This window comes from Pseudomonas cichorii (assembly GCF_015471405.1).
Lineage (GTDB): Bacteria > Pseudomonadota > Gammaproteobacteria > Pseudomonadales > Pseudomonadaceae > Aquipseudomonas > Aquipseudomonas serbiensis.
In genome coordinates, this window is sequence record NZ_BLVZ01000011.1 from 128293 (window position 1) to 140447 (window position 12155).

Genomic DNA, 12155 nt, shown 5'->3' on the forward strand with positions numbered 1-12155 from the left:
TTACATCTTCCAGAAGGGTTTCATGGCTTCAGCCATGGCCTGTTGAGCATCGAGCCCGATGTCGCGAAGCTGATCGTCGGTCAGCTTCAGCAGCGCGTGGCGGGTTGTCCAGCGGTGACGGTACAGCGCCCAACGGCTCATGTCTGGCTGTGAGTTCGTCCTGGCCTTGACCGAACTCTTCTCCTCCAACTCCTGGCTGTGAAGCGCTAAACGCACATCGCTGAGCCCGTTCATTTTTCGACCCTCCATCACGTTTTGGTGTGATGTCATGATGGAGCGTCCCGGAAAACCATTACAGATTCAAAAACCATTATTTATTTACATACAGACAAGTCAGAATCCGCACTGAATGCTATATTTTTGCCCAATCTGTATTGCTTATCAGCCCACAACACTCAAGAGTACGCCATGACGCTCTACGTCAATCTTGCCGAACTGCTTGGCTCACGCATTGAAAACGGCTTCTATCGCCCAGGCGACCGCTTGCCGTCGGTTCGGGCTCTGAGCCTTGAACACGGCGTCAGCCTGAGCACCGTTCAACAGGCGTATCGAGTGCTGGAGGACAGTGGGCTGGCAGCACCGAAACCCAAGTCCGGCTATTTCGTGCCCGCCAGCAGAAAGGCACCGGCACTCCCGGCAGTGGGCCGCCCGGTACAAAGGCCGGTGGATATTTCCCAATGGGAACAGGTGCTGGACCTGATTCGCGTCTCACCTGCCAATGCAGTTACCCAGTTGGGGCGTGGCATGCCGGATATCAGCAGCCCGACCCTCAAACCGCTGCTGCGCTCGCTGAGTCAGCTGAGTCGCCGCCAGAGCATGCCCAGTCTGTACTACGACAATATCTACGGTGTCCATACACTTCGCGAACAGATCGCACGCCTGATGCTGGATTCCGGCTGTAACCTCACGGCCAATGACCTGATCATCACTACGGGCTGTCACGAGGCCTTGTCGGCGAGCATCCGCGCCATTTGCTCGCCAGGCGACATCGTGGCAGTGGATTCGCCCAGCTTCTTCGGCGCCATGCAGACCTTGAAAGGGCTGGGCATGAAAGCGCTGGAAATCCCCACCGACCCGATAACGGGCATTAGCCTCGAAGCCCTGGAACTGGCGCTGGAACAATGGCCCATCAAGGTCATACAGCTGACGCCCAGTTGCAACAATCCACTGGGCTACGTGATGCCCGAAGCGCGCAAGCGGGCTTTGCTGACCCTTGCGCAGCGTTTCGATGTGGCGATCATCGAGGACGATGTGTATGGCGACCTCGCCTTCAACTACCCTCGCCCGCGCACCATCAAGTCCTTCGATGAAGATGGCCGCGTCCTGCTGTGCAGTTCGTTCTCCAAGAGCCTTGCCCCTGGGCTGCGTGTCGGCTGGGTCGCGCCGGGGCGTTATCTGGAACGTGTGCTGCACATGAAATACATCGGCACCGGCTCGACAGCCCCTCAGCCGCAACTGGCGATTGCCGAATTCCTTCAGGGTGGCCACTACGAGCCGCATCTGCGGCGCATGCGCACGCAATACCAGCGCAGCCGCGACCAGATGATCGACTGGGTCATGCGCTACTTTCCAGAAGGCACACGGGTCAGCCGGCCTCAAGGCGGCTTCATGCTATGGGTGGAACTGGCGGAAGATTTCGACACATTGCGCCTGAATCGTGCCTTGCTGGAGCACAACGTACAGATCGCAGTGGGCAGTATTTTCTCGGCATCGGGAAAATACCGGAACTGCCTGCGCATGAACTTCGCCCCAAAACCGACACCCGAAATCGAGAGCGCCATACGCAAGATTGGCCTGACGATTGCGAAAATGACCGAACAAACCGACTGACGTCTGAAAATCTTTCCGCTATTCCAGGGTCATATCGCATGCGAAACCCTGCCTGACGGATAAACAATTTGAAGAAATCATGGGCCTTGCCCCTTTGCCTGCTGGTTGCGCTGTGCGTCAGTGGCTGCACTCATCTCAGCGTTCCCAACGAGCCGAGCCAGGCCCTGGCGCCTTCAACCTCCGAATTCGGGCGCTCGATCCAGGCCTTGGCAATGCCCCATGAAGGGCGCTCGGGGTTTCGCCTGCTGCCCGAAAGCACCGATGCCTTCATGGCCCGTGCCGAGCTGATCCGCAATGCCAAAAGCAGCCTGGATCTGCAGTACTACATCGTGCATGACGGCCTGAGCACCCGCGCCCTGATCGATGAGCTGCTCAAGGCGGCAGATCGCGGGGTTCGTGTGCGAATCCTGCTGGACGACACCACCAGTGACGGCCTCGATCAGCCCATTGCCACCCTCGCCGCTCACCCGAACATCCAGATCCGCCTGTTCAACCCGCAGAACCTTGGCCGCGAGACCGGCGTGACACGCAGCGTCGGGAGGCTGATGAACCTGTCACGGCAACATCGACGCATGCACAACAAACTGTGGCTGGCCGACAACAGTGTCGCCATCGTCGGTGGACGCAACCTGGGTGACGAGTACTTCGACGCCGAGCCCAACATGAACTTTACCGACATCGACATGCTCAGCGTCGGGCCGGTCGCCGAGCAATTGGGACACAGCTTCGATCAGTACTGGAACAGCACGCTGAGCAAACCCATTGATGAGTTCATGTACATCCTGCCCACCGCCAGCGACCTGACCCAGGCCCGTGAACGGTTGGCCGCTTCTCTGGAAGAGGCCCATCAGCTACATAAAGCCCTGTACGAGCGCCTGATGAGCTACAAGACCCGGCCTCGCCTGAAAACCTGGCTCAACGAACTGGTCTGGGCACACAACCAGGCCTTGTGGGATGCTCCGACCAAGGTACTGGCGCGCGGAGAGCCCGATCCGCACTTGCTGCTCACGACGCAACTGGCTCCCGAGCTGCTGAAGGCGCATCAGGAGTTGATGCTGATTTCGGCGTACTTCGTGCCGGGCGAAGCCGGCTTGCTGTACCTCACCAACCGAGCGGACGCCGGTGTGTCCGTGAGCCTGCTGACCAACTCACTGGAAGCTACCGACGTACCCGCCGTGCATGGCGGCTATGCGCCCTATCGCAAGGCGCTGCTGGAACATGACGTGAAGCTCTTCGAGCTGCGCCGCCAGCCCGGCGACACGGGAAGCAGCGGCAGCGGCCCGCATCTGTTCAAGAAAAGCTCGTTCCTCACCAGTTCCGACTCAAGCCTGCACAGCAAGGCGATGATTTTTGATCGGCAGAAGATCTTTGTCGGCTCGTTCAATTTCGACCCGCGCTCGGTGCTGTGGAACACCGAAGTAGGCGTGCTGGTCGACAGCCCGCAACTGGCCGAAGAACTGCGCGAACTGACCCTGCAAGGCATGGCCCCGAACCTGAGCTACGAGGTGAAACTGGAAAACGGGCAAGTGGTATGGGTGACCGAAGACAACGGCCAGATGCATACCCTGCACAAGGAGCCAGGCGGCTGGTGGCGCCGCCTGAACTCCTGGGTCAGCAAGGCCATTGGCCTGGAAAAGATGCTCTAAGCGGCAATGGGTTGTTTGCCGCCGAATGCATTGCTTCTCAACGACAGAATCACCAACCCGAATGCCCCGGCCGCCATCATCAACGGCAAGGCATGGCCACTGACCCACTGGCTACCGGCACCGGCAGCCAGCGGCCCGAGCAGGCAACCGATGCCCCAGAGCTGAGCCACATGAGCATTGGCGCGCACCAGCGCATCATCGCGATAACGCTCGCCAATCAGAATCAGCGACAGAGTAAACAAACCACCCGCACTGGCGCCAAACAGCACCCACAGTGGCCAGATCAGCACTGTATCGATCAGCAACGGGATCAACAGGCTGGAAACCAGCAAGGCAATCGCGCAGCCCGAGAACAGGGCACGACGCGATACACGGTCAGCCAGCAGGCCGATCGGCAATTGCAGCAACGCATCCCCGACCACCACAGTGCTCACCATCATCAAGGCGATTTCCGGCGTGAAGCCTTCGCGCAGACAGTAAACCGGCAAGAGCGTCAGGATCAGCGCCTCGAACGCGGCAAACAGAGAAACCGCCCAGGCGATGGCCGGCATGCCCCGGCAAAAGCCGAGCAAATCCCGAAACGTCACCGAGCAGGCTTCGGTACTCGGCGCTCCGCTGCGCCCGAGCAACAGCAAGGGTGAACTGACCAGCAGCGCCACGCCGATCCAGAAACCATAATCGGCCTCGGTGCCGATCACGCCCAGCAACAGCGGCCCGGCCAGTTGGCTCAAGGCATAGCAACTGCCATACAGAGCGACCAGACGCCCACGCAAACGCTCGATCACCAACTGGTTGATCCAGCTCTCGCCCAGAATGAAGACGATGGTCAGAATCACGCCCAGCATCAGGCGCAAGACCAGCCAGACCTCGTAATAAGGCAGCAGCGCCAGCAGACCGACCGAGAATGCACCGGCCCACAGACACAGACGCATCAGGTTCGCCGTGCCGAAGTGTGAGGCCAGTCGGCTCGCAAGCCCCGCGCCCAGCAGCACCCCGATGGCAGGCATCGCCGCCATGATCCCGATGGCAAACGTGCCATAGCCCCAGCTTTCCAACCGCAATGACACCAGCGGCATGCTGACGCCCACCGCCAGGCCGACACTCAGGACCGAGGCCAGCACAGCGAAATAAGTACCCCAACGCATTTCCCTGCTCCGACGGGTCAAGAAGTGTTCAATACAACCGGCAAACCTGGACCTGTGGGAGCGAATTCATTCGCGAATGAATTCGCTCCCACAGATTAAAGCCTTACAAAACCGTGTTTACAGCTTGATCCAGGTTGATTTCAGTTCGGTGTATTTATCGAACGCATGCAGCGACTTGTCGCGGCCATTGCCCGATTGCTTGAAGCCTCCGAACGGAGCGGTCATGTCGCCACCATCGTACTGATTGACCCACACGCTACCGGCCCGCAATGCTCTGGCTGTCAGGTGCGCCTTGGACAAGTCAGACGTCCATACCGCCGCAGCCAGACCATATTGCGTGTCGTTGGCGATCTGAATGGCTTCTTCAGCGCTGTCGAAGGTCAGGACGGACAGAACCGGACCGAAGATTTCTTCCTGGGCGATTTTCATCGCATTGTTCACGCCATCGAAAATGGTCGGCTCGACATACGTACCGCCCGTTTCCTCCAGAATGCGCTTGCCGCCTGCGACCAGCTTGGCGCCATCGGCGTGTCCGGCCTCGATGTACGACAGCACCGTATTCATCTGCTGGGTATCGACCAGAGCACCGACTGTCGTCGCCGGGTCCAGCGGATTGCCTGGCTTCCAGGCCTTGAGAGCCTCGATCACCAGCGGCAGGAAGCGATCCTTGATGGAGCGCTCGACCAACAGCCGCGAACCGGCCGTACAGACTTCACCCTGGTTGAAGGCAATGGCGCTGGCAGCCGCTTCGGCGGCGGCCTGCAAGTCCGGCGCATCGGCAAAGACGATATTCGGGCTCTTGCCGCCAGCCTCAAGCCAGACGCGCTTCATGTTCGACTCGCCCGAATAGACCAGCAATTGCTTGGCGATCTTGGTCGAACCGGTAAACACCACGGTATCCACATCCATATGCAGGGCCAGAGCCTTGCCAACGGTATGACCATGCCCCGGCAGGACATTGAGCACGCCAGCCGGAATACCGGCTTCAATCGCCAGTTGCGCGATGCGGATGGCGGTCAGCGGCGACTTTTCGGAAGGCTTGAGAATCACCGAGTTACCGGTGGACAGCGCAGGCCCCAGCTTCCAGCAGGCCATCAGCAACGGGAAGTTCCACGGCACAATGGCCGCCACGACACCCACAGGCTCGCGGGTTACCAGGCCCAACTGGTCATGAGGCGTGGCGGCGACTTCGTCGTACAGTTTGTCGATGGCCTCGCCACTCCAGCTCAGCGCCTGGGCTGCACCCGGAATGTCGATATTGAAGGAGTCGCTGATCGGCTTGCCCATGTCCAGGGTTTCAAGCAGAGCGAGTTCTTCAACGTGTTTTTTCAGCAGGCCCGCGAAACGGATCATCGTGGCCTTGCGCTTGGTCGGTGCAAGACGCGACCACGCACCGGAATTGAATACGCTACGGGCACTGTCTACGGCACGCTGGGCGTCGGCGGCATCGCAACTGGCGACTTTGGCCAGTAAACGGCCATCAACCGGGCTCAGGCAATCAAAGGTAGCGGCTGAAGCGGAAGCTGTATATTCGCCATGGATGAAGGCGCGGCCTTCTATCTTTAAATCCTGGGCACGTTTTTCCCAGTCAGCATGAGTCAGGGTGGTCATACGCATGTCCTCCTTTTGATGGTAGTGGCGTGGCTGTAGAACATTAAGGACTCGATCCCGAGCCTGCGAGTTCAGCCCGAAGCATTCGCCACCCTAAACCAGCGATCTCACAAATCCAATATATTTGACAAAAATAGCCACTTTTGGCCGTATATGTTGATTTTATTCAACGACCATTTTAAACGTCACGGCACTTATCAAGGCTGCGCGTTATCCAAGCCAGCATCACTTCTCAGCGCCAGGTGAACACATGAGCATCGAAAACATTGTCGATTTCAGCGAAGCCGGTACGACTGCGGAGCACTATCGCCCTGCCCCCGAAAAAGTCTTCAAGGGTGATCCGCAGCAGACGATCTACAACCACTACAACAGCCCGTGCGGACAGATGAATGCCGGCGTCTGGGAAGGGACACCTGGGCAATGGCGGGTCAATTACACCGAACATGAGTATTGCGAGATCGTGCAGGGTGTTTCAGTACTGCGTGACGAGGAAGGCCGCGCCAAGACCTTGCGGGCAGGAGACCGGTTCGTGATCCCGGCAGGCTTCAGGGGGACTTGGGAAGTACTGGAAACATGCCGCAAGATTTACGTCGTGTTTGAGGCCAAAGATATAAATAAGTAACGCTTGGGGCGCGTCTGGATCCATGAATCTAGGGGCGTCCATTCCGGACATTCTTCATAAAGGACTATGAAAATGACTAACGAACAAATCACCCAGACCCTTCAATACCTGATCGGCACCCGCTACATACCGACTATCAAGGCCTACATCAGCGAGCTGACCGGCCGTGCCCGGGTTCTGGGTCCTGACGATTTCAGCACCAGGGAATTCGATCTGAACCGCGTCCAGGTAAACACAGATCAGGCAGGTCTGATTTCGAGCTTCACGTTTGGCTGATCCCGCCAGATGACAGGCACAAAAAAGCCCGCAGCGATGCGGGCTTTTTTGCAGGAGACAGAATCAATTACTTGATTTTGCCTTCTTTGTAGATCACGTGCTTACGTACAACCGGATCGAATTTTTTGATTTCGATCTTGTCGGGAGTAGTGCGCTTGTTCTTGTCGGTAGTGTAGAAGTGACCAGTACCGGCGCTCGAGATCAAACGAATCAATTCACGCATGATTATCTCCTTAGATTTTGCCGTCGCGGCGCAGATCAGCAAGCACAGCTTCGATGCCACGCTTGTCGATGATACGCATGCCTTTGGCAGATACGCGCAGACGGACAAAACGCTTCTCGCCTTCAACCCAGAAGCGATGATGCTGCAGGTTTGGCAGGAAACGACGACGGGTTTTGTTGTTTGCGTGGGAAATGTTATTCCCGGTTACTGGACCCTTACCAGTAACTTGACAGACTCTCGACATGCCTCAGCCCTCTAAAACCACATGCCCAACCCGGCATGGGTTGGCCGCTTAATCTCTCAGTCATTTGGCGCCAGGCGCCGCGTTTCTTTAAGGGTCTTACCGGCTACACCTACAGTGAAGGAACCGGGCCCCTAGAAAAGAGCGCTGCTTTATACCAGAAACCCTTTGAGGCAACAACAAGCAATGTACTTTGCGCCTCAGGAATATGTATTCGCAAGCCCTGCGCTCAAGCTATACGGGCACGCAGGCAAATTGACCGCTCGTCGCGCTGTGACGATTGTTCTGAGCAGGCACATGGTCTAGGGTAAGGCGCTCACCAGACTGCGCCGGCAGATGGACCCTTTCTGATTACAGGAATATCGCCATGCGTCTTGCTGCAATACCCTTTTTGCTCGCCCCGCTGCTCTTCCCGGTCATGACTCAGGCAGCGAGTCTTGTGGTCTGCACCGAAGCCAGCCCCGAAGGCTTCGATGTCGTGCAGTACAACTCACTGACAACCACCAACGCTTCGGCCGATGTGCTGATGAACCGTCTGGTAGATTTCGATGCCAAGAGCGGCAAGCTGGTACCGAGCCTGGCGCAGGAGTGGACAGTCTCAAGCGACGGGCTGACCTACGATTTCAAACTGCGCTCCGGAGTGAAATTCCATAGCACCGCCTATTTCACCCCGACCCGCGAACTCAGCGCAGAAGACGTAGTGTTCAGCTTCAAGCGCATGCTCGACCCGCAGAACCCCTGGCACAAGATTGCCCAGAGCGGCTTCCCGCATGCGCAGTCCATGCAACTGCCTGCACTGATCAAGAATATCGAATCGCCGGACGCCCATACCGTGCGCTTTACCCTGAACCATGCCGACTCGACCTTTCTGGCGACCTTGAGCATGGGGTTTGCGTCGATCTACTCGGCTGAATACACCGACCAGCTGTTGAAAGCCGGCACACCGGAAAAACTCAACAACCAGCCTATCGGCACCGGCCCTTTCGTATTCAAGCGCTTCCAGAAAGACGCTGTGGTGCGCTACGAAGCCAACAAGGATTACTTCGCGGGCAAGCCTGAAAGCGACACGCTGATTTACGCCATCACGCCGGATGCCAATGTGCGCCTGCAGAAGATCCGCCGTGATGAATGCCAGATCGCGCTTTCGCCCAAGCCGCTGGATATCCAGGAGGCCAGCAAAGACCCGACGCTCAAGGTGGAAAAGAACGAAGCCTTCATGACAGCGTTCGTGGCCATCAACAGCCAGCACGCGCCGTTCGACAAACCGGAAGTGCGTCAGGCTGTAAATCTGGCCTTCGACAAGGCGAACTACCTGAAAGCCGTGTTTGAAGACACCGCAGAAATCGCCAACGGCCCTTACCCGCCCAACACCTGGAGCTACGCCAAAGAGCTGCCGGGTTATCCACATGATGTCGCCAAGGCCAAGGAGTTGCTGGCCAAGGCCGGACTGAAGGATGGCTTCAAGACCACCATCTGGACTCGCCCTTCCAGCAGTCTTCTGAACCCCAACCCAAGCCTGGGTGCGCAGTTGCTGCAAGCGGACCTGAAACAGATCGGTATCGATGCCCAGATCAAGGTCATCGAGTGGGGCGAGCTGATTCGTCGCGCCAAGGCAGGCGAGCATGACTTGCTGTTCATGGGCTGGGCAGGCGACAACGGCGACCCGGATAACTTCCTGACGCCGCAGTTCTCCTGTGCCGCCGTGCAGTCGGGCACCAACTTTGCCCGCTACTGCGACAAGACCCTGGACAAGCTGATCAGCGACGGCAAATCCACCAGCGATCAGGCGCAGCGCAGCAAGCTGTATCAACAGGCCCAGGCGCAGATCCAGCAGCAGGCACTGTGGCTGCCACTGGCCCACCCGACCGCCGCCACCCTGACCCGCAAGGACGTTACCGGCTATGAAGTCAGCTCGTTCGGGCGTCAGGACTTTTACAAGGTGAAGGTGAAGTAAGCGCTCTGTGAAACTTCGCGAATGAATTCGCTCCTACGCAGACTGTGTGGGAGCGAATCGGGCGGCGCTCCGCTCATTCGCGAAAGGCCTACACCAAACCCATTTCCACCATCGACAGCGGTTCTCCATCGCCGATGATCACATGGTCCAGCACCCGCACATCGATCAGCGCCAGCGCCTGTTTCAGGCGCTTGGTCAGTTCGATGTCGGAATGGCTGGGGTCGGTGACGCCCGAAGGGTGGTTATGGCACAGGATTACGCTGGCGGCATTGTGGACCATGGCACGTTTGACGACCTGTCGCGGATGCACATACGCCGCGTTGATCGTCCCGTGAAACAGGGTCTCGAACGTCAGGACACGATTCTTGCTGTCGAGAAACAGGCAGCCGAAGACTTCATGCTGTTCCTGCCGAAGTATGGCCTTGAGATACCTGCGCACTTGCAGCGGGCTTTCCAGGATTGAATCACGACGCAATGTTTCGGCCATGTGCCGACGCGCCATCTCCATCACCGCCTGCAACTGGGCAAACTTCGCTGGCCCAAGCCCCAGATGCGAGCTGAACATGCTCAGGTCGCTTTCCAGCAGCGCTCTCAGACTGCCAAATTGATTCAACAGATGACGCGCCAGATCTACAGCGCTTTTTCCGGCCACGCCGGTACGTAAAAAGATGGCTAACAACTCGGCGTCGGAAAGGCTTTGCGCCCCCGATGCCAATAAACGCTCACGCGGGCGTTCGGACACAGGCCAATTGCGAATACTCATAGCACCTCCATGTGTGTGGCGCCGCTGTTCCGGTGCGGTCGCTGTGCTATCTTAGCCCATCTTTTTTGCGCGGCGACCTGGCCTGGGGAGGCGTCATCGCTGTCGCGTATTCAATCGACCAAAAAGGCAGGCCTATGCAGCGGCTGTATCGAAAACGCATCGTTCTGGGCGTCGGCGGCGGCATCGCGGCCTACAAGAGCGCCGAACTGGTTCGCCGGTTGCGCGACCACGGCGCAGAAGTGCGTGTCGTCATGACCAAAGGTGGCGCCGAGTTCATCACGCCCCTGACCATGCAGGCCCTTTCCGGGCACCCCGTACACATGGATCTGCTGGACCCGGCGGCCGAGGCCGCGATGGGCCATATCGAGCTGGCCAAGTGGGCCGACCTGATCCTCGTCGCTCCGGCCACTGCCGACCTGATAGCCCGTCTGTCACAAGGCATTGCCAATGACCTGCTGACCACCATCGTCCTGGCGACCGACGCAACGGTCGCCATTGCCCCGGCCATGAACCAGGCCATGTGGCGCGACGAGTCGGTGCAGGCCAATACCCGCCTGCTGGAAGACCGCGGCTTTCGCGTCTTCGGCCCGGCATCCGGCAGCCAGGCCTGTGGCGACGTGGGTTTCGGGCGCATGCTCGAAGCCAACGATCTGGCCCAGTGCGCCGCCGACTGCTTCCAGCGCCTGACCCTGACCGGCAAGCATGTCCTGATCACCGCAGGCCCGACCCAGGAAAACATCGACCCGGTGCGTTACATCACCAACCACAGCTCCGGCAAGATGGGCTTTGCCCTGGCCGAAGCCGCCGTGGAAGCGGGTGCCCGTGTCACGCTGATTACCGGCCCGGTCAACCTGCAAACGCCGGATCGCGTATCGCGTATCGATGTGGTCAGCGCCCGCGACATGCTGGCCGCCTGTGAAGCTGCGATCCCCTGCGACTTGTTCATCGCCTCCGCAGCCGTGGCCGACTACCGCCCGGAAGTCATCGCGCCACACAAACTCAAGAAAGATCCTACCAACGGCGACGGCCTTCTGCTCCAGATGGTCCGCAACCCGGACATCCTGGCCACCATCGCCACCCGCCCGGATCGCCCTTTCAGTGTCGGCTTCGCCGCCGAGACCGAACACCTGCTCGACTATGCTGCACGCAAGCTCAAGGACAAGAACCTCGACCTGATCGTCGCCAACGATGTTGCCAACCCCAGCATCGGCTTCAACAGCGAGGAAAACGCCTGCAGCGTGATCGACCGGGCGTTGCACGCAACGCTTTTCGCCCAGACCAGCAAGGCCAAGATTGCCCGCCAGCTGATCACTTTTATCGCAGAACGCATGAATCAGGTTTAACTACGAATGCACGCTCTACAAGCAAAGATCCTCGACCCTCGCATCGGCAACGAATTCCCGCTCCCGGCCTACGCCACTCCAGGTTCGGCCGGCCTGGACCTGCGCGCCATGCTCAAGGAGGAAACCATCCTCGAACCTGGCCAGACGCTGCTGATCCCCACCGGCCTGTCGATCTACATCGGTGATCCGGGTCTGGCAGCCATGATCCTGCCGCGCTCGGGCCTGGGCCACAAACACGGCATCGTGCTGGGTAATCTGGTTGGCCTGATCGACTCCGATTATCAGGGCGAACTGATGGTTTCCTGCTGGAACCGTGGACAGACCGCATTCAAGATCTCCATCGGCGAACGCATCGCCCAACTGGTGTTGGTACCGGTGGTTCAGGCCCGCTTCGAGCTGGTCGAAGAGTTCGATGAAAGCCAGCGTGGCGCTGGTGGTTTCGGTCACTCCGGCAGCCACTGATCGCTCGCGGCTCAGGAAGATCACCCCGTTTCAGGACGA

The 12155-nt window shown here is 58.8% G+C and carries 13 protein-coding genes; 7 read left to right on the top strand and 6 right to left on the bottom strand.

The features are described 5' to 3' along the window. Complete coding sequence (locus JL015_RS18505) at positions 1 to 234, bottom strand: DUF1127 domain-containing protein (protein WP_201019467.1); 234 nt, start codon at positions 232 to 234, stop codon at positions 1 to 3. A 174-nt stretch (positions 235 to 408) separates the two neighbouring features. Between JL015_RS18505 and JL015_RS18510 the strand changes: the two genes are divergently transcribed. Together JL015_RS18510 and JL015_RS18515 are read left to right on the top strand one after the other, a co-directional pair. Continuing rightward, positions 409 to 1830, top strand: a complete 1422-nt coding sequence (locus tag JL015_RS18510) for an aminotransferase-like domain-containing protein (RefSeq protein ID WP_201019468.1) — start codon at positions 409 to 411, stop codon at positions 1828 to 1830. A 68-nt stretch (positions 1831 to 1898) separates the two neighbouring features. After that, complete coding sequence (locus tag JL015_RS18515; protein WP_201019469.1) at positions 1899 to 3476, top strand: phospholipase D family protein; 1578 nt, start codon at positions 1899 to 1901, stop codon at positions 3474 to 3476. Here JL015_RS18515 and JL015_RS18520 read toward each other — a convergent pair. Both JL015_RS18520 and JL015_RS18525 read right to left on the bottom strand, forming a co-directional pair. Then, on the bottom strand, positions 3473 to 4621 hold the full coding sequence (locus JL015_RS18520) for an MFS transporter (protein WP_201019470.1): 1149 nt from the start codon (positions 4619 to 4621) through the stop codon (positions 3473 to 3475). The genes JL015_RS18515 and JL015_RS18520 overlap by 4 nt on opposite strands. A gap of 117 nt (positions 4622 to 4738) precedes the next feature. After that, positions 4739 to 6232: an aldehyde dehydrogenase gene (locus tag JL015_RS18525; RefSeq protein WP_201001043.1), complete on the bottom strand. Its 1494-nt coding sequence runs from the start codon at positions 6230 to 6232 to the stop codon at positions 4739 to 4741. 250 nt (positions 6233 to 6482) lie between these two features. On the opposite strand from JL015_RS18525, the gene JL015_RS18530 reads away from it, so the two are divergent. Together JL015_RS18530 and JL015_RS18535 are read left to right on the top strand one after the other, a co-directional pair. Further along, a complete protein-coding gene (locus tag JL015_RS18530; RefSeq protein ID WP_201019471.1) occupies positions 6483 to 6854 on the top strand; it encodes a cupin domain-containing protein in 372 nt (123 codons plus the stop codon). A gap of 72 nt (positions 6855 to 6926) precedes the next feature. Continuing rightward, positions 6927 to 7130 carry a hypothetical protein gene (locus JL015_RS18535; protein WP_201019472.1) on the top strand — a complete coding sequence of 68 codons (204 nt, stop codon included), beginning with the start codon at positions 6927 to 6929 and terminating at the stop codon, positions 7128 to 7130. Positions 7131 to 7197: 67 nt separating this feature from the next. On the opposite strand, the gene rpmG is transcribed toward JL015_RS18535, so the two are convergent. Together rpmG and rpmB are read right to left on the bottom strand one after the other, a co-directional pair. Continuing rightward, positions 7198 to 7353: a 50S ribosomal protein L33 gene (rpmG, locus tag JL015_RS18540; protein ID WP_007894709.1), complete on the bottom strand. Its 156-nt coding sequence runs from the start codon at positions 7351 to 7353 to the stop codon at positions 7198 to 7200. 10 nt (positions 7354 to 7363) lie between these two features. Then, positions 7364 to 7597: a 50S ribosomal protein L28 gene (gene rpmB, locus JL015_RS18545; protein WP_025257921.1), complete on the bottom strand. Its 234-nt coding sequence runs from the start codon at positions 7595 to 7597 to the stop codon at positions 7364 to 7366. Between the two features lie 364 nt (positions 7598 to 7961). Between rpmB and JL015_RS18550 the strand changes: the two genes are divergently transcribed. Continuing rightward, positions 7962 to 9548 carry an ABC transporter substrate-binding protein gene (locus tag JL015_RS18550; RefSeq protein ID WP_201019473.1) on the top strand — a complete coding sequence of 529 codons (1587 nt, stop codon included), beginning with the start codon at positions 7962 to 7964 and terminating at the stop codon, positions 9546 to 9548. A gap of 88 nt (positions 9549 to 9636) precedes the next feature. Here the strand turns inward: JL015_RS18550 and radC are convergent, their stop codons facing one another. Further along, positions 9637 to 10311 (bottom strand): RadC family protein, encoded by a 675-nt coding sequence (gene radC / locus JL015_RS18555; RefSeq protein WP_201001037.1) that lies wholly within the window; start codon positions 10309 to 10311, stop codon positions 9637 to 9639. 134 nt (positions 10312 to 10445) lie between these two features. Here radC and coaBC point away from each other — a divergent pair, with 134 nt between their 5' ends. Both coaBC and dut read left to right on the top strand, forming a co-directional pair. Then, complete coding sequence (gene coaBC / locus JL015_RS18560) at positions 10446 to 11654, top strand: bifunctional phosphopantothenoylcysteine decarboxylase/phosphopantothenate--cysteine ligase CoaBC (RefSeq protein WP_201001035.1); 1209 nt, start codon at positions 10446 to 10448, stop codon at positions 11652 to 11654. Positions 11655 to 11660: 6 nt separating this feature from the next. Then, positions 11661 to 12116: a dUTP diphosphatase gene (gene dut, locus JL015_RS18565; RefSeq protein WP_201019474.1), complete on the top strand. Its 456-nt coding sequence runs from the start codon at positions 11661 to 11663 to the stop codon at positions 12114 to 12116. Positions 12117 to 12155: the final 39 nt, after the last annotated feature.

Excerpts from the sequence above, each read along its gene's own strand:
- JL015_RS18505 (WP_201019467.1), bottom strand. The coding sequence starts at position 234 with ATGAACGGGCTCAGCGATGTGCGTTTAGCGCTTCACAGCCAGGAGTTG.
- JL015_RS18510 (WP_201019468.1), top strand. The coding sequence starts at position 409 with ATGACGCTCTACGTCAATCTTGCCGAACTGCTTGGCTCACGCATTGAA.
- JL015_RS18520 (WP_201019470.1), bottom strand. The coding sequence starts at position 4,621 with ATGCGTTGGGGTACTTATTTCGCTGTGCTGGCCTCGGTCCTGAGTGTC.
- JL015_RS18525 (WP_201001043.1), bottom strand. The coding sequence starts at position 6,232 with ATGACCACCCTGACTCATGCTGACTGGGAAAAACGTGCCCAGGATTTA.
- JL015_RS18530 (WP_201019471.1), top strand. The coding sequence starts at position 6,483 with ATGAGCATCGAAAACATTGTCGATTTCAGCGAAGCCGGTACGACTGCG.
- JL015_RS18535 (WP_201019472.1), top strand. The coding sequence starts at position 6,927 with ATGACTAACGAACAAATCACCCAGACCCTTCAATACCTGATCGGCACC.
- rpmG (WP_007894709.1), bottom strand. The coding sequence starts at position 7,353 with ATGCGTGAATTGATTCGTTTGATCTCGAGCGCCGGTACTGGTCACTTC.
- rpmB (WP_025257921.1), bottom strand. The coding sequence starts at position 7,597 with ATGTCGAGAGTCTGTCAAGTTACTGGTAAGGGTCCAGTAACCGGGAAT.
- JL015_RS18550 (WP_201019473.1), top strand. The coding sequence starts at position 7,962 with ATGCGTCTTGCTGCAATACCCTTTTTGCTCGCCCCGCTGCTCTTCCCG.
- radC (WP_201001037.1), bottom strand. The coding sequence starts at position 10,311 with ATGAGTATTCGCAATTGGCCTGTGTCCGAACGCCCGCGTGAGCGTTTA.
- coaBC (WP_201001035.1), top strand. The coding sequence starts at position 10,446 with ATGCAGCGGCTGTATCGAAAACGCATCGTTCTGGGCGTCGGCGGCGGC.
- dut (WP_201019474.1), top strand. The coding sequence starts at position 11,661 with ATGCACGCTCTACAAGCAAAGATCCTCGACCCTCGCATCGGCAACGAA.